Genomic DNA, 24652 nt, shown 5'->3' with positions numbered 1-24652 from the left:
ACCCGATTCTGCGTGAATGGCTGACGTGGTGGGCGAGTACGACGCAGAGGACATCGACCTGGAAGAGGTTCTGCGTGGCCTGACGCCGGAGAAGCGGATGCTGGTGGGCGCGGAGCTGGCGCGCAGGGCCGCGGCCGCGGCGGCCATTCCCCGCGCGGCGCGGACAGGTGATCCGTTGCCGTGCTCGTTCGCCCAGGAACGGCTGTGGTACCTGGACCAGGCCGATCCGGGATCGGTCGCGTACGTCGTGCCGGCGGCGGTGCGGTTCACCGGCCGGCTGGACGTCGGCGCGCTGCGCCGGTCGCTCGACGAGATCGTGCGGCGGCACGAGGTGCTGCGGACGACGTTCGCCGAGAAGGACGGCCTGCCCGGCCAGGTGGTGCTTCCCGCTGAGCCGTTGACCATCCCGTTGGTACAACTGGGCGCGCTGTCCAGGGAGGCCGCGGAAGCCGAGGTGCGCGAGCGCTACCAGCAGGAGGTCCGCCTGCCGTTCGACCTCGCTCGCGGCCCGTTGATCAGGGCCAGCGTGCTGCGGATCGCCGACGACGAACACGTTCTGCTGCTGAGCATGCATCACATCGTTTCGGACGGGTGGTCGCTCGGTGTCCTTCAGCACGAGCTGACGACGCTGTACCAGGCGTACGTGGCCGGCGAGCCGTCGCCGTTGCCGGAACTGGCCGTGCAGTACGCGGACTTCGCGGTCTGGCAGCGAGGCCGGCCGGACAACGGTCAGCTGGCGTACTGGCGTGAGCACCTCGAGGGTGCGCCCGTGCTGGAACTGCCCGCGGACAAGCCTCGTCCGGCCGTGCGGACCTCACTCGGCGCGTCGGTTCCCCTCGACCTGGACGCGGGCACCGTCCGCGCTGTCGAGCAGCTGGCCGACGCCGAGGAGGCGACGCAGTACATGGTGCTGCTCGCCGCGTACGCCCTGCTGCTGCGGCGGTGGAGCGGCCAGCCGGAGATGATCATCGGCTCACCGATCGCCAACCGCGTGCACGTGGACGTCGAGCCACTGGTCGGGTTCTTCGTGAACACCCTCCCGCTGCGCATGGACACCTCGGGGGATCCGACCTTCCGCGAGCTGGTCGGGGCGGCGCGCGCGAACTGCCTCGCCGCGTACGCCAACCAGGACCTCCCGTTCGAGAGGATGGTCGCCGAGACGGTCGCCGAGCGGTCGGCGGGCACCGTCCCGCTGGTGCAGACCCTGCTGGTGCTGCGGAACGTGCCGATGTCCGCACTCGAGCTGCCCGGCGTCCGGGTGGAGGTGCTGGACCTGCACACGGAGTCGACCAAGTTCGACCTCTCCCTCGACCTCGTGCCGGACGCGAACGGTGGCATCGCCGGTCGCGCCGAGTTCAGCCTGGACCTGTTCGAGGCGGACACGGTGCGGCGGATGATGACGGCGTTCAGCCTGCTGCTGGAGGCCGGGCTGCGCGAGCCGGACACGCGGATCTCCCGGTTGCCCATGGCCACCGAGGCCGAGCGCACCCGCATGGTGACCGAGTTCAGCGGTGGCGGCTCGGCGGCCCCGGCGACGACCGCGGGCACGCTGCACGGCCTTTTCGAACGGCAGGCCGACCTCGCGCCCGACGCCGCGTCGGTGGTCTTCGGCGAGCGGACGCTGACCTACCGCGAAGTGGACGAACGCGCGAACCAGCTCGCCTGGTTCCTGCGCGCCGAGGGCGTCGGGCCAGAGCAGCTGGTCGGAGTCTCGCTGCCGCGCTCGGAGCTGATGATCATCGCGGTGCTCGGCATCCTGAAGGCCGGCGCGGGATACGTGCCCCTCGATCCGGCGTATCCCCGCCAGCGGGTCGGTTACATGGCGGAGGACGCCGGGGCGGCACTCGTGCTGACCCACTCCTCGGTGGCCGACGAGGACCGCATGCGGGTGAGCGACGACGCCCCCGGTCCTCGGCTGGTGTGCCTCGACACGGAGGCCGCCCGCCTGGCCGAGTGCCCGAAGGAACGCCCCGAAGCCGTTGTCACGGAATCAAATCTCGCCTACGTCATCTACACCTCCGGCTCCACCGGCCGTCCCAAGGGCTCGGCCAACGAACACGGGCGGGTCGCCAACACGCTGCACGGCGTGAACGGGGCCTACGGGCTGGAACCCGCGGACCGGATGCTGGCGATCTCCTCGCTCAACTACGACATGTCCGTCTACGAGGTCTTCGGCACGCTGGCCGCGGGCGCGACGATCGTCGTGCCCGGCGACATCGAGACCACGGACCCGGAGCAGCTGCTGGAGTTGTTGCGGCGGCAGCGGGTGACCGCGTGGAGCTCGGCCCCGGCGTTGCTCGACATGCTGGTGAACCACACGTACGGGCGGCAGGGCATGGCCGGTGTCGCGCTGCGGGTGGTCGGTCTCGGCGGCGACCGGATGCCGCCCGCCCTGCCCGGTCGGCTGACCGAGCTCGTGCCCGGTGTGCGCCTGCTCAACCTCGCGGGCATGACCGAGGTGTCCTACTGCAGCACGTCCCACCCGGTGACCGGGCGCAGTCCCGCCGGGGTGCCGTGGGGCAAGCCATTGCCCAACCACCGGCTCTACGTCCTCGACCGGCACGGCGTGCCGGCTCCGGTCGGCGTGGCGGGGGAGCTGTTCATCGGGGGAGCCGGTCCCGGCCGCGGTTACTGGCGGCGTCCCGGGCTGACCGCCGAGCGGTTCGTGCCCGACCCGTTCAGCCCCGAGCCGGGCGGCCGCATGTACGCCACCGGGGACCACGCCCGGTGGCTCGCCAACGGGGACCTCGACTTCCTCGGTCGGCTCGACCTCCAGGTGAAGATCCGGGGTTTCCGGATCGAGCTGGGGGAGATCGAGAACGCGCTCTCCGGTCACCCCGGCGTGAACGAGCCGGTGGTGCTGGCCTACACCGACTCCGTCGGCGAGCGCAGGCTGGCGGCCTACGTGACACTGCGCACGGACGATCATCCGTCGGCGCACGAGCTGCGCTCCTACCTCGCCGAGCGCCTGCCGGACCACATGGTGCCGTCGGCCTACGTCGTGCTGGACAAGCTTCCCTTGCTGCCCAGCGGAAAGCTCAACCGCGCGGCGCTGCCGGAGCCGGGGGCGGGCAGCTCGCAGAGCACGTACACGCCGCCTGCCGGGCCGTTGGAGCAGGTGCTCGCCGAGCTGTGGTCCGGGCTGCTCGCGGTCCCGCGGGTCGGCGTGGCGGACGACTTCTTCGAGCTGGGAGGTCATTCCCTGCTGGCCACCCAGGCGGTGTCGAGGATCAGGGAGCTGTTCCGCATCAAGCTGGACATCCCGGGTTTCCTGGCGGCGCGGACGGTGCGCGCGCTCGCTGCCTACATGGGGCAACTCGGTGCCACCGAAGGCGTCGACGTCGACACGATCGCCGAGCTCGTGCTGGAAGTGAGTGCGTTGTCCGACGAGGAGGCACGCAGCGAGATGCAGAACGGGACGAGGGCCTGATGAGCGGCATTCCGTTGGTGTGCGTGCCTTTCGCGGGCAGCGGCGGCGCGTTCTTCCGGTCGTGGCGTTCGGTGGCCCCGGCCGGCCTGGAGATCGTTCCGGTGCGGTTGCCCGGTCGCGAGCGGCGGATCCGGGAGGAGCCGTACCGAGACGTCCACCTCGCGGCCCGCGGGCTGTTGCCGCAGATCGTGGAGCAGATCGGGGAAAGCGGCCCGGTCGCACTCTTCGGTCACAGCCTGGGCGCCGTCCTCGCGTACGAACTGGCCCACCTGCTGGCGGACACGACCCGGGCCGAGGTGGTGAGCCTGGTCGTCAGCGGCTCACCGGGGCCGTGGACGCAACGCGCGCGGCGGGCCACCGGCCTGCCCGACGAGGAGTTCGTCGACCGGGTCGCCGAGCTCGCCGGGCACCGGGACGGCGCGCTGGCCGACCCGGAGGTGCGCCGGATGGTGCTGCCGACGTTGCGGGCGGACGTGGAGATGCACGAGAACTACGTGCCCAGCACCGACGTTCCGCTGGCGGCTCCGATCACCGCGATCCGGGGGACGCACGACGCACTGGTCCCCGCCGAACTGGCCGACGAGTGGGCGAAGGCGACGAGCCGCGGGTTCTCGTCGAGGGAGCTGCCCGGCGAGCACATGTACCTCCTGAACTCCGCGGCACAGGTGCTGCGCGTGGTCGGCGACTCGTTCGGCGAGCGATGAGGACGTGCCCTGTCGGGGGACTCACCGACTTGTTGGCGGTGCCCGGCAGGGCAAGCGTGATCACGTGACTTCACTTTCGGCGGACCAGCTCCGGTTGCTCCAGCGGCGACTGGACGCGGCGGGTGTCGGCGCCACGCCCGCGCCGATCCCGCGCCGACCGGCAGAGGAGACCCGCAGCCCGGCATCTCATGCCCAGGAACGGCTTTTCTTCTTCGAGAAGATGAATCCCGGCAGCACCCTCTACGTGGTGGCCGGCGCGCTCAGGATGCGCGGCGAGGTCGACCTGGCCGTTCTGCGCGACACGACCCGCTTTCTGGTCGGCAGGCATGAGGTGCTGCGCACGGGGCTGGAGATCGACGCCGACGGCGGCGTCGTTCAGGTCGTGCACCCGCAGGAGACCGTCGAGGTCGAGGTGCCGGTCCGCCGTGTCACCGAGGACGAGCTCTGGAACGAGATCGGACTCGCCTGCGGCCGGCCGTTCGACCTGGCGGGGCCAAGTCTGTTGCGCACCACGCTGTTCCAGGTCGGCCCGGCGGAGTGGTACCTGGTGTTGTGCGTGCACCACATCGTGGTGGACGGCTGGTCCCTCGGGATTCTCACGGAGGAGTTCGCCGTCGTGTACGGCGCGCTGCACGCCGGAGGGCAACCGGCGTTGCGGCCCCTGCCGATTCGCTACGCGGACTTCGCCTCGTGGCACCGCGATCGCGTCTCGGGCGACGCGTTCGCCGGTCAGATCGAGTACTGGCGCGAGCAACTCGCCGGTGTGCGGCCGTTCGCGCTGCCCCCCGACGGTGTGCCTGGCCCCGGACGGCCTTTCTCGGGCGGAGACGTGCCGCTGACGGTGCCGGCGGACCTCGTCGACGGCATGCGGCGGCTCGGCGAGGCCGAAGGCGCCACGCTGTACATGGTCCTGGCCGCGGCGTGGGCGGTGGTGCTGTCGCGGTGGGCGGATCGCGCGGACGTGGTGTGGGGGACCGCTGTCGCCGCGCGGACGAGGACCGAGCTCGAAGGGCTCGTCGGATTCTTCGTGAACACCCTGGCACTGCGAGTGGACGTGCGCGCTCCCCTGACCTTCCGCGAGTTGCTCGGCCGCGTGCGCAGGACGTGCCTCGACGCGTACGCGCATCAGGACCTGCCGTTCGACCAGCTGGTCAAGGTGATCCGGCCGGACCGGGACGCGCTCGGCCGCTCGCCGATCGTCCGGCACCTGCTGGTGCTGCACAACACCCCGCCGGCCACGGCCCAGCTGCCGGGGATCAGCATGGAGGTGCTGCCGGTGCACACCGGTACCGCCAAGTTCGAGCTGGAGATCGAGCTGTCGCCCGCGGCGGACGGCGGACTGACCGGGTTCGTGGAGTTCGCCGCGGAGGTGCTGACGGAGTCCTCGGCGCGGCTGCTGGCGGCGTCGCTGCTCGAAGTGTTGCGCGCCGGGACGACCGACGCCGAGTGTCCTGTGTGGAGGCTGCCGCTCGCCCCGGCGGAGGAGTTCGACGCCGGCCGGGCACACCTGCTGGACCGGTCGCTCGCCGAGGTGCCCGTGGGCGTGGTCGGGCAGCTGTTCGTCAGCGGATCCGAGGCAGGCGCCGGGTTCGCGGGCGACCCCGGCCGCACGGCGGAGTCCTTCGTGCCGGACCCGTCCGGATCGGGCACACGGTTGTACGCCACCGGGATCCGGGCCAGGCGGACCGCGTCGGGGGCACTGGAGTTCGTCGCGCCCCCGGTCGAACCACGGCAGGTGCCTGCCGAACGGACCGAGCCGCGACCGGACAAGGTTCCCGCACGGACCGAAGCCGAGCGCGTGATCGCCCAGATCTGGGCGGAACTGCTGGAGGCCCAGGAGTTCGGTGTGCACGACGACTTCTTCGACCTCGGCGGGCATTCGCTGCTCGCCGTGCGGATCCTGCACCGGATCCACGCGGTCTGCCACGTCGAACTGGAGCTGGTGGACTTCTTCGAGGCGGGCACGGTCGCGAACGTGGCCGGGCTGGTGGAGAAGGCGACGCCCGCCCGGCCCGCGAGATCCATTCCCAAGCTGGACCGCGCACGGTTCCTCGCGGATGCGGACAGGAGTGAGCATGGGACGCAGTGACGCCGCCGATCTCGTCGAACTGTTGATCGCGCGGGCGACCGGGCGACCGGACGCGGTCGGCTACGTGTTCGCGGACGGCGACGGCACCGAACTGGCGCTGACCTATCGCGAACTGGATGCCGCCGCGCGCGGTGTCGCGGCCCAGTTGCAGTCCACCGGGGTGAAACCGGGCGACCGGGTGATGCTGCTGTACCCGCCCGGTGCCGGCTACGTCACCGCCTTCTTCGGCTGTCTGTACGCCGGAGTCGTCGCCGTTCCGGTCTACCCGCCGACCACCCGCGCCGGAGTCGCGCGGGTTCTCGCCGTGGCAGCGGACTGCGACGCGAGCGTCGCCATGACCGACGAGGCGAGCCTGCCCGCGGTGCAGGCGCGCATCACGGACCGTTCCCTGCGCTGGCTGGTGCCCTCCGCCACGGACGCGGACTGGTCGAGGCCTTCGCTGACGCCGGACTCCATCGCCTTCCTCCAGTACACCTCCGGATCCACGGCGACGCCGAAAGGCGTGCTGCTGAGCCACGGCAACCTGCTGCACAACTCGGCCGTGATCGCCGACGTGCTCGAACCGGACGAGGACGCCCGCGGTGTCAGCTGGTTGCCGCCCTACCACGACATGGGCCTGATCGGCGGGATCCTGCAACCGCTCTACAGCGGGTTCCCCGGCCTGCTGATGTCCCCGCTGGCCTTCCTGCACCACCCCGTCCGGTGGCTGCGGGCGATCAGCGAGTTCGGTGGGACCGCGAGTGCCGCGCCGGACTTCGCGTACGCGGAATGCGTGCGCCGGGTCAGCGACGAGGAACTGGCAGGGCTCGACCTGAGCCGGTGGCGGCAGGCTCTCGTCGGTGCGGAACCGGTGCGCGCCCAGACGTTGCACGCGTTCGCCGAACGGTTCGGTCCGGCCGGGTTTCGCGCGGAGGCGTTCCTGCCCTGCTACGGCCTCGCGGAAGCCACGTTGTTCGTGACCGGTGCCGCCTCGTCCGCGCTGCCGGCGGAGCTCACGGTGGACCGCGTGGAGCTGGCCGGGGGCAAGGCCGTGCCGGCCGAGTCCGGGGCGACGCTGGTGGGCTGCGGCACCGCCAGGGGCACGGACCTCGTCGCCGTTGTGGACCCTTCCACCGGTGGGGAGTGCCTGCCGGGTGAGGTCGGCGAGGTCTGGGTCAGCGGCCCCACGGTGGGCGCGGGTTACTGGGCGAACGAGGACGAGACCCGGCGCGTCTTCCACGCGCGACTGTCCTGTGTGGACCGAGACTGGCTGCGCACCGGGGATCTGGGGTTCCAGCGGGACGGCGAGCTGTTCGTGACCGGACGGCTCAAGGAACTGATCGTGGTCAGGGGAGCCAACCACTACCCGGCCGACATCGAGCTGTCCGCGGCGAGCGCCGACCAGGGCTTGGCCGCCGGAAGGGCCGCCGCGTTCGCCGTCGACGACGGCGAGACCGAACGGGTCGTGCTGGTGCACGAGGTCGCCAGGGGATTCGCCCACGACCAGCCGGCCGAGGTGATCCGCGCGGTGCGTGAGGCCGTGACCAGGGACCACCTGCTGGAGCTGGCCGACGTGGTGCTGGTGCGGCCGGGCGCGGTGCCCAGGACGTCCAGCGGGAAGGTTCGCCGGACCGAGTGCCGTGAGCGGTACCTCGCTGGAACGCTTCAGGTTCTCGCAGCCGAACCGATCGCTCCTGCCGCCGAACGCACGGCCGATCTCGAAGACCCGATCCTGCGGCTCGTCGCCGACACGCTCCAGCGCGAGGCCGCGGCGCTGCACCTCGATCGGCCGCTCGTCGGCCAGGGGCTCGACTCCCTGCGTGCCGTTCGGCTGCGCGCCACGCTGATGTCCGAGCACGGCACCGAGGTCGAGCTGGAATGGCTGCTGAGCGAGGCGACTCCGGCCGCGGTGGCCTCCGGGTCCCGGGGCACCCGCGAGGACCACCCGATTCCCCGGCTCGCCGATGGTGTGGCGGCCCCGGCGTCGTTCGGGCAGGAGCGCCTGTGGCTGCTCGACCAGATCGGTGCGGGAGCCGCGTACAACATCGCCGGCCGGGTCGACTGGGACCGCGAGCCGGAAGTCGAAACCCTGCGCACCGCGCTCCGTGCCCTCGTGGCCCGGCACGACGCCTTGCGCACCGGATTCCGCCTGACGTCCGACGGTCGCGTCGAACAGGTCGTCCACGGCGAGGTCGGCTTCGACCTGGCCGTCCGGCAGGTGCACGACGAGACGGCCCTCGAGGAAGCGTGCGCGCGGTTCGCGGAACAACGGTTCGACCTCGCCGTACCCCCGTTGCTGCGGACGACTTTGTTCCACGTCACCACTTCCGGGCAATGGGTGCTCGCGTTGTGCGTGCACCACACGGTCGCCGACGGAGAGTCGATCGGCACACTGGCCCAGGAGCTGAACACGCTGACCACGGGCGGTCTGCTGCCGGAGTTGCCGGTCCGGTACGTGGACTTCGCCGCGTGGCAACGAGATCAGGCGGTCGACGACGCGGTGGCGGAGCACTGGCGGGAACGACTCTCCGCGGCTGTTCCCCTGGAGCTGCCGGCCGACGTGCCCGCGGGCGCCGCTCGTTCCTTCGCCGGAAAGGCCGCGCCCGTCACGGTTCCCGCCGAGCTGGTGACGAAGGTGCGGCAGCTGGCCGCCACCGAGCAGGTGACCCCGTTCATGGTGCTCGCCGCGGCCTGGGCGGTCGTGTTGTCGCGGTGGGCCGACCAGACCGACGTCGTCATCGGCACGGTCACCGCGGGCCGATCGCGCCCTGAACTGTCCGGAGTGGTCGGCTTCTTCGCCAACACCGTGCCGTTGCGCGTGGATCTGGGCGGCGAGCCGACGTTCCGGGAGCTGCTCGGCCGGGTTCGCGAGACGTGCCTGGCCGCGTACACGCACCAGGACCTGCCGTTCGACAAGGACTTCTCCGACCGGCTGTCGGTCGTGCGCAACCTGTTCGTGCTCCGTGAAGAGCTTCCGCGGGTGGCCGGAGCGGACCGGGTCGCACAGCTGCACACGGCGACGGCGCAGTTCGACGTGGGCCTCGAGCTGGCGCCGACGGCCGGCGGCGAACTGACCGGCCTGCTGGAGTACTCCACCGACGTGCTCGGCGAGCTGACCGCGACCGGCCTCGGATCAGGGATGCTGGAGGTCCTGCGCGGCGGGACGGCTGACGCCGGCCAGCAGGTGTCACGACTGCCGGTCATGTCCGGTGCCACGGTGTCCCGCACCGTCTCGCTGGGCGACGGCGGTCCACTGTGGACCGGATTCGACTCGGCGGTGAGCTGGTTCGAGTCGGTCGTGGACCAGTGGGGCGACGGGATCGCCGTGATCGAGGACGGCGGCGATCGGCTGTCGTTCAGGGACGTGGAGCTGCGCGCGAACCAGCTGGCCGGGTGGCTTGCCCGCCAGGGCGTCGGGCGCGGCGCCCCCGTGGGCGTCTGCCTGGAGCGCGGGCAGGACCTCGTGGTGGGGTTGTGGGGCATCTGGAAGGCCGGGGGCGTGTACGTGCCCCTCGATCCGGACAGCCCCGCGGAGCGGCTGGCGGGAATGATCGCCGAGGCGCGTCCGGTGATCGTGCTGACCTCCCGGGCGTTGCGGACGATGGTGCCGCCGGACACCGGTTCGGTGTGCCTGGACGACCCGGCGGTCCGCGAGCAGGTCGCCGCCGAGCCCACCTCCCCGCCCGGCACGGCGATCGGTCCGCGCGACCCGGCGTACGTGCTGTTCACGTCCGGCTCTACCGGAAAACCGAAGGGTGCCACCAACACCCACGGCGGGCTGGTGAACCGGCTGAACGCGTTCCGGCACCGGCTCGGGCTGGACGCCGGCCACGTCCTGGTGATGAAGACGCCGATCGGTTTCGACGACTCGGTTCCCGAGCTGGTGTGGCCGCTGCTGCACGGGGCGCGGATGGTGCTGGCCCAGCCGGGAGGGCACCGCGACCCGGCTTACCTGCACGGCGTTTTCGACCGGCACGGTGTGACCATGTGCAACTTCGTGCCGTCGATGTTGCGGTCGTTCCTGGAGCACGAGCACCCCGGCGGGCATCCGGCACTGCGGCAGGTGGTGGCCGGCGGCGAGGAGCTGACCATTACGCTGGCCGGCGACTTCCTCCGCGCTTATCCCGGCGTGCGGCTGCTGAACACCTACGGGCCGGCGGAGGCCGTGGTCGACGTGACCATGCACGAGGTCAGCGAAGCTCTCGGCGCGCGCGTGCCGCTGGGACGCCCGCTCCAGGGCGTCACCCTGTTCGTGCTGGACCGGCGGTTGTCACCGGTGCCGGAGGGCGTGGTGGGCGAGTTGTTCGTCGGCGGCGGCCAGGTGGGACTGGGTTACGCGGGCCGGCCGGATCTGACCGCCGCGCGCTTCGTGCCTAGTCCGTTCGGAGACGGCGAGAGGCTGTACGCGACGGGCGATCGCGTGCGGTGGACCGACGGCGGGCTGCTGGAGTTCTGGGGGCGCAACGACTTCCAGGTGAAGCTGCGCGGCCAGCGGGTGGAGCCGGGCGAGGTGGAGGTGGCGCTGCGGGAGTGCGAGGGCGTGGCCGACGCCGTCGTCGTCGCGGTGCCCGACCGCTACGGTGACCGGTTCCTCGCGGCATATCTCGTGGCGAAGTCCGAACGGCCCGACGGCGAGCGGCTCCGCGCGGAGCTCGGCGAGAAGCTGCCGAAGCACATGATCCCGGCCGTGTTCGCCTGGTTGGACGCGATTCCGTTGTCTCCCAACGGAAAGGTTGACCGTGCCGGGTTGCCGCCGGTGACCGTGGAACGCAGTGCCGAGACGCCGTACGTCGAGCCGCGAGACGCCCTGGAGGGGCGGCTGGCCGAGATCTGGGCGGAGGTTCTCGGTGTGTCCCGGATCGGAGTCCGCGACAGCTTCTTCGAGCTCGGCGGGCATTCGCTGCTCGCCACCAGGGTGGTCAGCCGGATCAGGGTGGCACTGCGGGTCGAGCTGCCGCTGGCGGACCTGCTCACGGCCGACCCCACGGTGGAGCGTCTCGCCGAACGGGTCCGGGAACGCCGGGTGCAACAGGCGTCCAAGGCGGATCTCCGCGAGGTGCTCGCCATGGTCTCCACGCTGTCGGACGAGGAAGTGGCCGCCCGGCTGACCGGGGACCAGGGGAGCATCGGATGAGCTCAGGACGGTGGCAAGTGGACGGTGGAAGTGTCGGGAGCTTGCCGGACTTGTCGGCGGCCCGGCGACGTCAGGACGATGCCGGAAACACATCGGACCGGGCTGTCTGGGGTGAGCGATGACCGGGCGATCACTGGAGCTGGCGGCGGAGCCGGCCTCGTCGTTCCAACGTGGACTGTGGTTCCTCGCGCAGATGGATCCGGGCAGTCCCGCCCACAACTTCTCGGCTGCCTGGCGGCTGACCGGAGATGTCGACCCCGCCGCACTGGCAGCCGCCTTCTCCCGGCTCAGGTCGCGTCACCAGGCCCTGCGCACGCGGTTCGCCGACGTCGCCGGAACACCGGTGCAGGTGATCGACGACCCCGCCGCGGACTTCGCGCTCACCCACGAGGTGGCGGACTCGGAGAGCGAGGCCGTCGAGGTACTGCGGGCCCACGCTCAGATGCCGATCGATCTCGCCAACGGTCCGGTCCTGCGCGCGGTTCTCGTGCGGTGCGGCTCGGACACGTGGTTCCTCGGAGTGGTGGCGCACCGGATCGCGTTCGACCAGCGGTCCGAGTACGTGCTGGTCCGCGACCTCACCGCGCTTTACGCGGCCCAGGAACTGCCACCTCTCACGGCGCGCCCGGCCGGACGCACGGGCGACCACGAAGAGGCACGGCGGTACTGGGAGAGCCGGTTGGCGGAGTGCCCGGTGGGACTCGACCTGCCCAGGCTCGGGCAGGACGGCGGTGGTCCGCTGTCCCACCGCGTCGAGGTCTCCGCCGCGGTCGTGGACGCCGTCGCCCAGCAGGCCGGCTGCCCGGCGAGCACCGCGCTCCTGGCGGCCTGGACGCTGCTGTTGCACCGGTACAGCAGGCAGTCCGACATCATGATCGGCACGAGCTCGCCGGACCGCGATGGCGACGAGGACATCGGCTGCTACCAGCAGATCCTCCCGCTGCGCCTCGACGTGACCGGCGACCCGGTGTTCCGCGAGCTGGCCGAGCGCGTACGCGGGACCCTGCGCGATGCCGCAGCCCACCGCGAGTTCGGGTTCGACGAGATGGTCAGGGTGGCCAGGCCGAGCCGAAGGGGCAGGGGAGACTCCCTGTTCGAGGTGTGGTTCGAGGCCTCCGACGACGACACGGTCCTCGCGTTGCCCGGCGTGAGTGCCGAACGGCTCGCGCCGACCCCGGAAGTCAGGCATCCGCTGGCGCTGACGGCTCGCCGCACGGGTGACGGGTGGCGGTTGTCGTTCGACTGTGCCGAGGGAGACCTGTCGGCCACCACGATCGTGGCGATGGCACGGCATTTCGAGCGGCTGCTCACGGAGATCGCGGCGGGCACCGAGGTGCCGGTGTCGCGGATCCCGTTGCTGGACAACGAAGAACGCGCCGCGCTGATCGCCGAACGCAGCGTGGGACCTGTCCAGCCGGTGCCGAGCACGACGCTGCTCGACCTCTTCGAGACGCAGACGGCGTCCACACCGGACAGGGTCGCGGTACGCCTCGGCGAGACCGGGCTGAGCTACGCCGAACTCGACGCGAGCGCCAACGCACTGGCTCACCGCCTGCGTGCGGCGGGCGTCGGTGCGGACGTCCGAGTCGCGCTCTACCTGGAACGCGGCCTGGAGATGGTCGTCGCGGTGCTGGGGGTGCTGAAGGCCGGCGGCGCGTACGTGGCCATCGACCAGCGCAACCCGAAGGACCGGATCAGCGCCGTGCTGTCCGAAGTGGACGCTCCAGTGGTGCTGACGCTCGACCGGGTGCGGCACCGGCTGCCTTCGACCACGGCCGAGATCTTGCCGGTGGACGGCGTTCACGCGCAGGCAGGGGCGCCGGCCGGTCCCGGCAGCGGCCTCGACCCGGAGAACGTGGCCTACGTGACGTACACGTCGGGGTCGACCGGAGGGCCGAAGGGCATAGCCATGCCCCATCGCGCCGTGGTCAACCTGCTCTCCTGGCAGGCGGCCCACTACGGGATGAGCCAGGACGACCCGCCGCGCACGCTCCAGTTCGCGTCGCTGGCGTTCGACGTCTCGGTGCAGGACATGTTCTCGACGTGGATGGTGGGCGGCGAAGTCGTCCTGATCACCGAGGATGAGCGGCTGGACCTCGCGCGGCTGCACGGAGTCCTGGATTCGCAACGGGTCAGGCGGCTGTTCATCCCGGCGCCCGCCCTTCAGCAGGTGGCGGCGGGCTATCGGGAGGCCGGTTCGGCACCGGCGGCGCTGCGCACGATCATCTCCGGATCCGAGCAGTTCATGGCAACCCCGGACGTGCGGCAGCTGGCCCGTGTCCCCGGCATGTCCCTGCACAACGAGTATGGGCCGTCCGAAACCCACGTCGTCACGTGCTACGACCTGCCGCTGTCCGACGGCCAATGGCCGACGCCGGTGCCGGTGGGCGCGCCGATCGCCAACGCCGCCGTGTACATCCTCGACGAGCACGGGGAGATCGTCCCGGACGGCGTGATCGGCGAGATCCACATCGGTGGCGAGGGACTGGCTCGCGGCTACGTCGGCAAACCCGCCATCACGGCCGAGCGGTTCGTGCCCGACCCGTTCGCGGCGGGGGACGGGCGGCGCCTGTACCGCACGGGCGACCTGGGCCGGTGGCGGCCCGGTGGCGAGCTGGAGTTCCTCGGCCGGGCCGACTTCCAGGTCAAGATCCGCGGCTTCCGCGTCGAACTGGCCGAGGTCGAGAGCGCGCTGGAGAGCCATCCCCAGGTCAGCGAGGCCGTCGTGCTGGTGCGGGAGGCCCCGGCCGGTGACGCCCGGCTGGTCGGCTACGTGAGTCGCGTCGGCGACGACGTCCCGGATCTGGGGCAGCGGCTCCGCGCCCACGCGGCGACCAAGGTGCCCGACTACATGGTGCCCTCCAGCGTGGTGGTGCTGGAGAAGCTGCCGCTCACGGCGAACGGCAAGATCGACCGGCGCGCGCTGCCCGCACCTCGGTGGGACTCGCCGGTGCGGTCCTCCCGCGTGGCGCTGAGCACCTCCACCCAACGACGGCTGGCCGAGATCTGGTCGGCCGCGCTGGGCGTCGCGGAGATCGGCGGCGACGAGGACTTCTTCGACCTGGGCGGCCATTCGCTGCTCGCCGCCGAGGTCCTCGCCGAGGTGCGTTCCTCGTTCGCGGTGGACATCCCGCTGCACGCGCTTTTCGAGTACCCCACGATCGCCGAGTTCGCCGAGGTGGTGGAGAAGGTGGCAACAGCCGTTGATGCGAGCCGAGGCCGAGGAGGCACGTCCGTGACACTGCCAACCGAACTGTCCAGGCAGTACGCCGAGGACGGGTACTTCCTGCGCGAACGGCTGTTCACGGCGGAGGAACTCGCGGTCCTGCGCGAGGAGTCCGAGGCGGAGTTCAACCGACCTGGTCCACAAAGGACGATGGAGCAGGACTCCGGGAAGGTCCGTGCGGTGCACGGCGCACACCTGACCAACCAGGTGTTCCACGACCTCGTCCGCGACCCACGCCTGCTCGGCCCGGCGACGGAGCTGCTCGGCGGCGACGTCTACATCCACCAGTTCAAGATCAACGCGAAGCACGGGCTGGGCGGCGGCATCTGGGAATGGCACCAGGACTTCATGTTCTGGCAGCGCGAGGACGGCATGCCGAAGCCGGACGCGCTGAGCGCCGTGGTGTTCCTGGACCCCGTGACGGAGTTCAACGGCCCCCTCTACCTCGTGCCGGGATCGCACCACGACCTCCTCCCGGTCACCTTCGACGCGGAGGAGGACTGGGCCTCCACGCTCTCGGCGTCGCTGAAGTACCAGATCGACCCGACGGCCCTGGGCGACACCATGAACGAGCGCGGGATCGTCGCCCCCCTCGGCGACGTGGGATCAGTGCTGTTCTTCCACGGCCAGCTGCTGCACGGATCGCCGCCCAACATGTCCGCGACCAGCCGCAGGCTGATGATCATCACGTTCAACGCGGTCCGCAACGCCCCCAGCGCGCAGGACCAGACCCGTCCGGAGTTCCTCTCCGCACGGGACACGACACCGTTGCGGCCGTCCGGTCCTGGTCGGCCGGACCTGACCGCGGTCGGCGCCGCTCCGGGGACGGGTTCTCCGGACCCGTTGTCCTGAGCGACCGAGGTACGCCAAGACAGGAGAGGCCGTCCACGTGGCGGCCTCCTCGAATGCTCAGGCCTGAGTGGGGGTGTGAGCGGCTTGGCGGACGAAGTCGACTGCCAGTTGGCGCGGATCGAGTGCGTGGGGGTCTCGTCCACACAGGATCCAGAAGAACACCGGCCCGACCAGTTGTGCGGTCGCCTCGGCCATGGAGGGGAGTAGCGAGTCGCCTGGCAGGGCGCGGTCGATGACCACGGCGGCGCTCTCCCCGATCGGGTCGCTGCCTCTGAGCAGTTCGCTGACCGCCGGGTCGTGCTGAGCCTCGCCGACGAGTGCGCGGTAGGCGATCCCCGCGTCCGACGTGGTGAGGAAGGTGATCAGCGCGCCGAGGTAGGCGGCGAGGTCGTCAGCGGGGTCCTCGTGCGCCGGTACCTCGAGTTCCTGGCGGGCGTCGGCGGCACTCGCCTCCAGCAGGATCTCCGCTTTGGTCGACCACCAGCGGTAGACCGTCTGCCTGGAGACGCCGGCGCGCTCGGCGATGCCTTTGAGGGTGACCGCGCTGTATCCCAGTTCGACGAGGAGGTCGTCGACGGCGTGCAGGATCGCCGCGCGGGCCTCCTCGCTGCGCGGGCGGCCGACTTTGTTGTGGTCACTGACCATCGTCGCTCCTTCGTCGGGCCTCGCGTCTTGTGGATCTTACGATACGAGACGTCGTGTGCAGAAACGACTGGAGCGCGCTGACGGAGAATCGGTGCACCGTGTCTTCTAAGTCTGCTACGGTTTCGGTGCAAGGTGAACCGAAATTCGACGACGCCCTCTCGGGCACCGCTCGACGGTGCCGTGGCGGGCGAGAACGGACGAAGAAGATGTCACGCAGCACAGCACGACGGCTTCGGCCGGCACGTGTCGCGATCGCGGGAGCGCTGCTCCTGACCACGCTGCTTCCCGGGAGTGCCCTCGGCGCCCAGCCGGCCGCTCCGTCTCCACTGTCGGCTGATCCGAACGTGTTCGCGCCGTCCAGGCTGCCCGCCCAGTCGGGTGTGGCGGTGATCAAGCAGGCGCAGGAGTTCCTCGCCACGCTGAGCGCTGAGCAGCGTTCGAAAGTGGTGCTGGACTACTCGCTGGCCAACGCCACGCGGTGGCACACCTACCCGGAGTGGGCGCTCGGCGATCTCCGTCCCGGGCTCAGCACGGGCACGCTGTCGGACGTTCAGTGGAAGGCCCTCCACTCGCTGCTGTCCGCGGCCCTCGGTCGCACGGCGAACGAGGGGTACGACGAGGTGCGCCAGCACCTGCTCAACGACGACTACCTGAGCTTCGGCGGCACGCGGGAGGGCTACGGCAGGAACAACTACAAGATCGCGTTCCTCGACGCGCCGGCGGCCAAGGGCAAGTGGGAGTTGCAGTTCGGCGGGCACCAGCTCGCCATCGCGAACACCTACCAGGACGGCAGGCTCGTGGGTGCGACGCCCTCCTTCCGGGGGATCGAGCCGCAGACCTTCACGCTCGACGGGGTCACCTACGAGCCCGAGCGTCAGGAGTGGAGCGCCTTCGTCGCTCTGCTGGGTTCCCTCGACCAGCGCCAGCTGCGCGCGGCCGACCTGCATCGCTCGTTCGAGGACCTGGTGATGTTCCCAGGGGCGGCGAACTGGTCGTTCCCGAGCAAGCCGGAAGGTGTCCGCGGTGCCGCGCTGACGCCTCAGCAGCGCAAGCTCGTGCTCAACGCCATCAGCAGGTACGTCGACGACATGCCCGCGGCGGAGGCTGCGGCGTTCATGTCTGCCTACGCGTGCGACCTGAACGACACGTACGTCAGCTTCGCCGGCTCGAAATCCCTCACGAACACCGGGGACTACGTGCGGATCGACGGCCCCAGGGTGTGGATCGAACTCAGGATGGACGAGCCCTACTCCACCGACGAGACGGCTCCGCACAGCCTCTGGCGGGACAAGGTGAGCGACTACGGCGGCACCCGCTCGTAGTAGACCGGAGTGCCGCTGAACTGCGTCGGCGGCACTCCGCCCTAAATGCTGGACACTGTGCACCGTAATGATTAATATCGAGACATGGTGATCAGAAATCGGGCCGACGTCTCCGTGGCCGGACATGCACTGGCTTTCGCGGCAACGCTGTCGGGCCGGCAGCGTTCGGAGCTGGTGCGGGACTACTCGGTGGCCGACGCGCGCAGGTGGTCGAACTACCCGGAAGCGGTGCTGGCGCCGAACGGCAGGGTCGGCCTGAGCACGGCGACCCTGTCCGAGCGGCAGTGGGCCGCGTTGCACGCCCTGCTGGCCGTGGCGATGGGCGCGGGCGAGGACCAGGGGCACGACGAGGTCCGCCAGCACCTGGCCGCGGACGACCACCTCCTCGCTCTCGGCGGCCGACACGGTTACGGCCGAGGCAACTTCCGCGTCGCCTACCTCGGGGAGCCGTCGGACTCGGGCCGGTGGCGGCTGCAGTTCGGCGGGCATCACCTGGCGATCTCCCTGACCTACGGCGACGGCCTCCTCGTCGGAGCCACGCCTGCCTTCCGCGGGATCGAGCCGTTCACGCCCTTCGTTCACGACGGGGTCGTCTGTCAGCCGGGCCGGCGCAAGCACGCCGCCTTGGCCGCCGTTCTCTCCAGCCTGCGCGAAAGCCATGTCGTGACCGCGCGGGTGAGCGGACGGCACCCCGACATCGTCATGGGGCCCGGTCGCGACAGGCGGTTCCCCCGGTCCGCCGCGGGCATCGCCGGTGCCGCACTCGACTCCTGGCAACGGACCCTGCTGCTCGAGGCGATCGCCGCCTTCGTGCGGGACGTGGACGAGGCGAGCGCGGATCGCATCCTGTCCCGCTACACCGACGAACTCGACGCCACCTGTCTGGCGTTCGGCGGCTCGGTGGCTCTGGGTTCGGCGGGTGACTACGTCCGCATCGACGGCCCGAGCGTGTGGATCGAGTACTCCCTGCACGACGGCATCGTCTGTGCCGGCCCGCATCCGCACTCCGTCTGGCGTGACAAGCGCACCGACTACGGCGGCGTCCCGGCCTGACCTTCCGCTTCCTCAGCCCGTGAAAGATGGAGAACAACAATGAAGAACCTGTCCAGCGAGCCGTCCTCGCCGGTTGACACGAGCACGGACGCGAGGCCGGTCCGATCCGGTGCTGTGCTGGCGTGCGTGTCTTTCGCGACCGTGCTCGTGGTCGGCCTGGTCGCGGCGATCAACCTCGCGGTGCCCATGTTCGCCGCGAGTGATCTGCACCCCGGCGCGTCCCAGCTGTTGTGGATCGTGGACGCCTACGTGGTCGCCTTCGCCTGCCTGGTCATCCCAGGGGGCGCCGCGGGAGACCGGTTCGGGCGGAAAGGCGTGCTGACGGCCGGACTGGTCGTCGTCGCACTCGGAGCCGCCGCCTGCGCCGCGGCGCCCTCCATCGGCCTTCTCCTGGCCGCCCGCGCGATCACCGGGATCGGAGCGGCGCTGGTGCTGCCCAACTGCGTCGGAGTGCTGGTCCACGCGACACCACCGGAGCGCCGTGCCCGCACCCTGGGCACGTGGGGCGTCGTGTCGGGAATGGGAGGCCTCATCGGCAACACCGCCGGTGCCGCACTGCTGGCCGTCACCGGCACCTGGCAGAGCCTGTTCATCGCCACCGTGCCGATCGCATTGGCGGGCGCGATCTGGGTGAGCAGGGTGGTACCCCGCAGCACCCGCACTCCCCGTCACCTCGACCCTCTCGGCACGGTGCTGCTGATCCTCGCCACGGTCGCCGTGCTGATCGGCGTCATCGAAGGACCCGAACTGGGGTGGGACAACGGCATCGTCGTGACGGCGTTCGGCTGCGGCGTCGTGCTCGTCGCCGCGTGGACGTGGTCCGGGCTGCGCTCGGACCACCCGCTGCTGGATCCCCGCCTGTTCCGGATTCCTCTGCTCAGCGCGAGCAGTCTCGGCATGTTCGTCATGTTCTTCGGCAGCTTCGGCCTGTTCTACCTCAACGCCTCACTGCTCCAGTACGTCCGCGGCTATTCCGTTCTGCAGGCCGGTCTGTCCGTCCTGCCCCTCGCCGCGCCGCTCCTGCTCGGCTCCCGCTTCGTGCCGGGACTCGTCTCCCGGTTCGGCATCCCGACCGTCCTCACGATCGCCTTCGCCGCCATCGGCAGCGGCCTGATCGGACTGTCCACCGCCATGCACCACCCGTACCTCGCCTACGCCGCTTGGCTGGTGATCATCGGAACCGGATTCGCCCTGGCCCTGCCATGTCTGAGCGCCGAGCTCGCTGTCGCTCTGCCACCGCACCAGGCGGGAATCGCGGGAGGACTGCAGTCCATCACTCGCGAGCTCGGCAGCGCCCTCGGTGTCGCCGTCGTGGGCACGATCGTGACCAGCAGCTTCACCGCGAACCTCGCAGGCTCTCTGCGGAGTCACGAACCCGTCCCGCACACGGTCGCCGAAGCGCTGGCCGCGTCCTTCATCGACCACCGAGCCGTCCTGGACGCCTTCGCCGACGCCGCCGCCACCGGCCTGCGGTGGGCGGGTGTCCTGACCGTCGCCGCCGGACTCGCCGTCATCACTGTCGCGGTCAGAGCCGCTGCCAAGGCCGAGTGACCCACCGAACCGGAGAAGCTCGCTGACATCACTGCAGCTCGACAGGGTTCTGCTGTCCGCGTTCATGAGGGGACTCGTTGTGCAGGAGCGTGACGCGGGCCGCGGTCGGAACATCAGTTGGTTGATCATTTTGATGTCGTCGACCCGGCTTGGGGACCGGGCCGACACGTCCAGGTCGTTGTTCTGCTGAGCCGGCCGATGAACTCCACGTCGATGCGGTCGGCTCCGCAGCGCCGCTGCCACAACTGCTTCCAGGTCGGCCGAGCTGTGAAGAACCAGGGTCGACCGTCCGCGGAAACCCCGCTGGCAACAGCGAGGACGCGGCGTCCGCCGCCTGAGGTCTTCTCCTGGATGTGGCGTCGGTGCCTGAGCCTCGAACTTGGCGCCGACGAAGCAATCGGCGCAACGCACCTGCCGGAAATTCGGCTGTCCCGGGCGGCGCCAGTACTGCCTACGCCGCACGGAATCGTCTACTCGTTCCTGATCCGGGTGAAATGCCAGTCCAGTGTGGACAGACAAGATGTTGGCCGGCGGTCCCAGGCCCGGCGCTCATGCCGATACCCGCAACCGGACGGATCCCGTTGCGGGTGTCGAAGGTGAAGCTCCTCGGGCGAACAGCGCCGAGGCGATCCAGGACTCAGTCGGTCGTGTACGCGCCGGCGAGGATGTCCTCGATCAGACCGGGACCGGTGGGTTCCCAGTCGAGAAGGGCGCGAGTGGCCTCACTGGACGCGGTCATGGTCGAGCCGAGGAAGTGACCGACGACCCCGAAGTGGTCCTTGGCGTCGGCCGGATCGATCGAGACCGTCGGCAGGTCGAGCACCTTGCCGAGTGCTTCGGCGATCGCCTTCGTCGAGATGCTCTGTTCGCCCACCGCGTGCAGGCGGGTGCCCGCCAGTGCGCTCTCCAGGCCGAGCCGGATGAGACGGGCGGCGTCGGTGACGTGGACCGCGGACCACTCGGCATCGCCTTCCCCGACGTAGCCGGAAACGCCCTGCTTGCGAGCCGCGGCGGTCAGCCAGTTCACGAACCCCCAGTCGCCCTGACCGTGGGTGGTGGGGGAGAACCGGACCGCGATACCGCGAATGCCGGGAGAACCGAGCACGAGGTTCTCGGAACCCCCGCGGTCGGAGTCCGGACCGACCGCCGGTGACGCGTCCGACTCGAGCACGGGACGGCCGGTGACGATCCCGGACAGCCCGTTGGCGATGACGAACGGGGATCCGCTGCCCTCCAGCCCTTCCAGAAGCGCCTCCACGGCGAGCCGCTCGGTGCGGTCGTTGCCCTGGGGGTCGGCCCAGTCGTGCTTGTTGGCCAGGTGCACCACGGCCTCGGCCTCGGCGGCGCCGCGGCGCAGCGAGTCGAGGTCGTCGAGGTCACCGGCCCATGCCTTGGCGCCCTTGGCCGTCAGTGCCGCGGACGACTTGTCCGACCGGGCCAGGCCGATCACGTCGTGGCCTGCCTGGAGCAGTTCGTCGACCGCGGCCGATCCGATCCAGCCGGTGGCACCTGTTACGAAGACGCGCATCGCGCGACCTCCTTCCGCCCTCTCGGGCCAGTGTTCGGGCGTCCCGCAATTGCGAGGCACCGTGTACCGAAACGCTAGCGGATAACGGTGCACTGTGTCCAGTAATGCGGTGGCACGTCTGGCCGTCGCTCAGGTCACACGTCATGGCGGGGAGGTGTACGGTACCGTTTCGTTCACATCGACAGGGGAGAGGGATCCATGGATGCCGAGCGGCTTGCACCGCCGTCTCGAGGAGTGGGGCGGGAGGACGCCATCCTGGCGGCGGCGGCCGAGCTGATCACCGAGATCGGCTACGAGCGCGTGACCGTCGACGCGATCGCGGCCCGCGCCAAGTCTTCGAAGGCCACGATGTACCGGCGCTGGGCGGGCAAGGCCGAGCTGGTCGCCGAGGCGTTGCGGCGGTCGGCTGAGGGCTCGAGCGCGGCGTCGCCGGACACCGGAACGGTGCGTGGCGATCTCCTCCACGCCGTGGCCGGCATCACCAGGGGCGTGACCGGCGCGGGCGGGCCGGCGCTGCTGGGACTGGTCGAGGGCATCCGCTCGGATCCCGCCCTCCGCGAGCTCATCGCCGACCAGATCGGCCGACGCGGCCGCGTCGACGCCGAGATGATCTCCGCCCGCGCGTGTGCCCGTGGCGAGACCGTCGCGACCGAGCGGGTTCTCCTGGCGTTGGAGGTGGCCATCGCGAGGGTCCTCCTGCTCGCCCTCCTGCGAGGCGTGCCGCTCGACGAGGCCACGCAGGAGGAGCTCGTCGACGAGGTCCTGCTCCCGCTCCTCGCCACTGATCCCGCCGGCGGCTGAAAGAGAATCGTCATGCACAGCACCGACATCGAGCAGTTCCCGATCCACGTCCCGCAGGACGACCTCGACGACCTGCGCACCCGGCTCGCCCTCACCCGGTGGCCGGGCGTCGAGACCGTCACCGACACCAGCCAGGGCCCCACCACCGGCGCGATCCGGGCGCTGACCGGTTACTGGGCCGAGACCTACGACTGGCGCCGCGCCGAGGCCCTGCTCAACGGCATGGGTTCCCACCGCACCACCATCGACGGCCTGGACATCCACTTCCTGCACGTGCGTTCACCCGAAACCGACGCGCTGCCGCTGCTGATGACCCACGGCTGGCCCAGCTCCGTGCTCGACTTCGCCAAGACGGTCGGGCCGCTCACCGACCCCGCCGCCCACGGCGGCGACCCCCGGCAGGCGTTCCACCTGGTGATCCCGTCCCTGCCGGGCTTCGGGTTCTCCGCCCAGCCCGACACCACCGGCTGGGGCTTCCCCCGGATCGCCGACGCCTGGATCACCCTCATGGACCGGCTCGGCTACGACCGCTGGGGCGCGCACGGCGGTGACCTGGGCACCGCGGTGACCAACACCATCGCCGCGAAGGGCATCCCGCAGCTGGCCGGCATCCACCTCGGCATGGGCATGTTCGGCCCCGATCCCGACGAGATCGCCGACGCGACCCCCGAGGAGCAGGCCATGCTCGCGAGCGCCGGCCACTTCTGGGACAAGCTCTCGGGCTACGCGAAGGAACAGGGCACCCGCCCGCAGACCATCGGCTACTCCCTCGCCGACTCACCCGTCGGCCTGGCCTCCTGGATCTACGCGATGTTCCAGGACACCTGCGCCACCCCCGGTGACGCGCCGGCGTCGTTCACCTACGACGAACTGCTCGACGCGATCATGATGTATTGGCTGCCCAACGCCGGCGCGTCATCCGCGCGGATCTACTGGGACATGCTCAACGGCGGCGCACCCGCGCCTGTCACGACCGCCTCGCCGATCACCGTGCCCACCGGGTTCATCCAGCTCACCGGCGAACACGTCCGCAAGTCCCGGCGCTGGATCGAGCGCCGCTACACCGACCTCGTCCACTTCGCCGAGGGCCCCGGCGGCCACTTCACCGCGCTCGAGAACCCCGAGGCGCTCATCGACAGCATCCGCGCGACCTTCGCCACCCTGCGCTGAGCCCCACCGCCCTCATCCCCAGGAGACCTCCCGTGTCCAGCACCCAGACCGTCCCGCTGCCCGACGACCTGATCGCCCTGCTCCGCCGGCCCAGCCCGTGCTTCCTCTCCACCGTCATGCCCGACGGATCACCCCAGATGACCCAGACCTGGGTCGGCACCGACGGCCGCCACGTCCTGATCAACACCGTGGTGGGCTACCGCAAGGCCAAGAACATCGCCCGCGACCCCCGCGTGGCCATCAGCGTGGCCGACCCCGACGACATCTCCCGCTACTACGCGCTCCGCGGGCACGTCATCGACTCCACCACCGACGGCGCGGCCGAGAACATCGAGGAGCTCTCCCACAAGTACCTCGGCACACCACACCCCAACTTCAGCGGCAAACCCGAGACCCGCTTGCTGCTCACCATCGCGGTGGACTCCATCGCCCACGCGCCCTACGCGTAGCGGCCGCACCCACGTCCGTCCACAACGGGGTTTCCCATGAGCTTCACGCCATCGGCCACGGCCTTCATCCTGTCGCCCGCCGACGCACCCGCCTACTGGAACGTCGGCACATACTGACGTGTCGGCTGCCAAGCGATGGCTCGCGTTTTACGGCTAGCCGACCACGGTGTACGTGCGGGTTGGATGGCCGGACGGGCCAGCCGTGCCTGAAGCAGCCGCATGTCCTCGCCACCACTTCTGGCCGGACTCGCCCAACGTCGAAATCGGGTCGTAGTACGGGTAGCGGCGGTCCAACGCCTCCGGGCAGCGACATTCCCCGACGGAAAGTACGACACGGGCCCGGCTCTGAACACAATAAGATCAAGAAGTACTTCGAGCGCAACTGACGGGGCGATTCGGAATGAGTGTCCGGGTTTTTCTGCTCTGGCACGTGCATCACGTGGCCGAGGACGAGAGCGGGGCGGTCAGGCACTTCGATCCTGGCGGCGAGTTCTGGGCCGACGAGGAGGAAGGCGACGACGTGAAGGTGCTCGGCGTCTACTCCTCACGGGAGAACGCGATGGCCTGGATCGAACGCGCCAAGGAGCTTCCAGGGTTCCGCGACGACCCGGAGTGCTTCTACATCGAGGAGTACGCGCTGGACGAAGACAAGTGGACCGAAGGGTTCTCCACGGTCTGACGGCATGAGAAAAGGCCGGCTCCTCGCCCACGGGCGGGAG

At 70.4% G+C, this 24652-nt stretch carries 14 protein-coding genes; 12 read left to right on the top strand and 2 right to left on the bottom strand.

Annotation, left to right across the window (positions count from 1 at the left end):
- The first annotated feature begins 16 nt into the window (after nucleotides 1-16).
- From ACH413_RS07490 to ACH413_RS07470, 5 genes are all read left to right on the top strand, one after another.
- Nucleotides 17-3430: an amino acid adenylation domain-containing protein gene (locus ACH413_RS07490; protein WP_360033736.1), complete on the top strand. Its 3414-nt coding sequence runs from the start codon at nucleotides 17-19 to the stop codon at nucleotides 3428-3430.
- Nucleotides 3430-4134, top strand: a complete 705-nt coding sequence (locus ACH413_RS07485; RefSeq protein WP_360033739.1) for an alpha/beta fold hydrolase — start codon at nucleotides 3430-3432, stop codon at nucleotides 4132-4134. Before ACH413_RS07490 ends, ACH413_RS07485 begins: the two co-directional genes overlap by 1 nt.
- 64 nt (nucleotides 4135-4198) lie before the next feature.
- Nucleotides 4199-6223 (top strand): condensation domain-containing protein, encoded by a 2025-nt coding sequence (locus ACH413_RS07480; protein WP_360033741.1) that lies wholly within the window; start codon nucleotides 4199-4201, stop codon nucleotides 6221-6223.
- Entirely contained in the window at nucleotides 6210-11336 is a 5127-nt protein-coding gene (locus ACH413_RS07475) for an amino acid adenylation domain-containing protein (protein ID WP_360033744.1), read from the top strand. The genes ACH413_RS07480 and ACH413_RS07475 overlap by 14 nt, the downstream gene beginning before the upstream one ends.
- Before the next feature lie 118 nt (nucleotides 11337-11454).
- A complete protein-coding gene (locus tag ACH413_RS07470) occupies nucleotides 11455-15414 on the top strand; it encodes an amino acid adenylation domain-containing protein (RefSeq protein WP_360033747.1) in 3960 nt (1319 codons plus the stop codon).
- A 57-nt stretch (nucleotides 15415-15471) separates the two neighbouring features.
- Here ACH413_RS07470 and ACH413_RS07465 read toward each other — a convergent pair whose 3' ends face one another.
- A complete protein-coding gene (locus tag ACH413_RS07465) occupies nucleotides 15472-16059 on the bottom strand; it encodes a TetR/AcrR family transcriptional regulator (RefSeq protein WP_360033750.1) in 588 nt (195 codons plus the stop codon).
- Nucleotides 16060-16265: 206 nt separating this feature from the next.
- Between ACH413_RS07465 and ACH413_RS07460 the strand changes: the two genes are divergently transcribed.
- The 3 genes from ACH413_RS07460 (at nucleotide 16266) to ACH413_RS07450 (ending at nucleotide 19985) form a co-directional block, all read left to right on the top strand.
- Complete coding sequence (locus ACH413_RS07460) at nucleotides 16266-17381, top strand: DUF3500 domain-containing protein (protein ID WP_360033753.1); 1116 nt, start codon at nucleotides 16266-16268, stop codon at nucleotides 17379-17381.
- Between the two features lie 84 nt (nucleotides 17382-17465).
- A complete protein-coding gene (locus ACH413_RS07455) occupies nucleotides 17466-18434 on the top strand; it encodes a DUF3500 domain-containing protein (protein WP_360033756.1) in 969 nt (322 codons plus the stop codon).
- A gap of 39 nt (nucleotides 18435-18473) precedes the next feature.
- The gene (locus ACH413_RS07450; RefSeq protein WP_360033759.1) at nucleotides 18474-19985 is read left to right on the top strand and encodes an MFS transporter; all 1512 of its coding nucleotides are present in this window, start codon (nucleotides 18474-18476) and stop codon (nucleotides 19983-19985) included.
- Between the two features lie 637 nt (nucleotides 19986-20622).
- Here the strand turns inward: ACH413_RS07450 and ACH413_RS07445 are convergent.
- Nucleotides 20623-21513, bottom strand: a complete 891-nt coding sequence (locus ACH413_RS07445) for an SDR family oxidoreductase (protein WP_360033761.1) — start codon at nucleotides 21511-21513, stop codon at nucleotides 20623-20625.
- A gap of 198 nt (nucleotides 21514-21711) precedes the next feature.
- Between ACH413_RS07445 and ACH413_RS07440 the strand changes: the two genes are divergently transcribed.
- From ACH413_RS07440 to ACH413_RS07425, 4 genes are all read left to right on the top strand, one after another.
- Entirely contained in the window at nucleotides 21712-22314 is a 603-nt protein-coding gene (locus ACH413_RS07440; RefSeq protein ID WP_360033764.1) for a TetR/AcrR family transcriptional regulator, read from the top strand.
- A gap of 12 nt (nucleotides 22315-22326) precedes the next feature.
- Nucleotides 22327-23484 carry an epoxide hydrolase family protein gene (locus tag ACH413_RS07435; RefSeq protein ID WP_360033767.1) on the top strand — a complete coding sequence of 386 codons (1158 nt, stop codon included), beginning with the start codon at nucleotides 22327-22329 and terminating at the stop codon, nucleotides 23482-23484.
- Between the two features lie 32 nt (nucleotides 23485-23516).
- Entirely contained in the window at nucleotides 23517-23933 is a 417-nt protein-coding gene (locus tag ACH413_RS07430) for a TIGR03618 family F420-dependent PPOX class oxidoreductase (protein WP_360033770.1), read from the top strand.
- Nucleotides 23934-24372: 439 nt separating this feature from the next.
- Nucleotides 24373-24612: a hypothetical protein gene (locus ACH413_RS07425; protein WP_360033772.1), complete on the top strand. Its 240-nt coding sequence runs from the start codon at nucleotides 24373-24375 to the stop codon at nucleotides 24610-24612.
- Nucleotides 24613-24652: the final 40 nt, after the last annotated feature.

The sequence above is a fragment of the Lentzea sp. NPDC020367 genome, assembly GCF_044387305.1.
In the GTDB taxonomy this organism is placed as follows: Bacteria; Actinomycetota; Actinomycetes; order Mycobacteriales; family Pseudonocardiaceae; genus Lentzea.
This window is presented reverse-complemented; position numbering and strand designations above follow the sequence as displayed.

What these genes read in the sequence shown, in the direction of transcription:
- ACH413_RS07490 (WP_360033736.1), top strand. Translation starts at nt 17, where the DNA reads ATGGCTGACGTGGTGGGCGAGTACGACGCAGAGGACATCGACCTGGAA.
- ACH413_RS07485 (WP_360033739.1), top strand. Translation starts at nt 3,430, where the DNA reads ATGAGCGGCATTCCGTTGGTGTGCGTGCCTTTCGCGGGCAGCGGCGGC.
- ACH413_RS07475 (WP_360033744.1), top strand. Translation starts at nt 6,210, where the DNA reads ATGGGACGCAGTGACGCCGCCGATCTCGTCGAACTGTTGATCGCGCGG.
- ACH413_RS07470 (WP_360033747.1), top strand. Translation starts at nt 11,455, where the DNA reads ATGACCGGGCGATCACTGGAGCTGGCGGCGGAGCCGGCCTCGTCGTTC.
- ACH413_RS07465 (WP_360033750.1), bottom strand. Translation starts at nt 16,059, where the DNA reads ATGGTCAGTGACCACAACAAAGTCGGCCGCCCGCGCAGCGAGGAGGCC.
- ACH413_RS07460 (WP_360033753.1), top strand. Translation starts at nt 16,266, where the DNA reads ATGTCACGCAGCACAGCACGACGGCTTCGGCCGGCACGTGTCGCGATC.
- ACH413_RS07455 (WP_360033756.1), top strand. Translation starts at nt 17,466, where the DNA reads ATGGTGATCAGAAATCGGGCCGACGTCTCCGTGGCCGGACATGCACTG.
- ACH413_RS07450 (WP_360033759.1), top strand. Translation starts at nt 18,474, where the DNA reads ATGAAGAACCTGTCCAGCGAGCCGTCCTCGCCGGTTGACACGAGCACG.
- ACH413_RS07445 (WP_360033761.1), bottom strand. Translation starts at nt 21,513, where the DNA reads ATGCGCGTCTTCGTAACAGGTGCCACCGGCTGGATCGGATCGGCCGCG.
- ACH413_RS07440 (WP_360033764.1), top strand. Translation starts at nt 21,712, where the DNA reads ATGGATGCCGAGCGGCTTGCACCGCCGTCTCGAGGAGTGGGGCGGGAG.
- ACH413_RS07435 (WP_360033767.1), top strand. Translation starts at nt 22,327, where the DNA reads ATGCACAGCACCGACATCGAGCAGTTCCCGATCCACGTCCCGCAGGAC.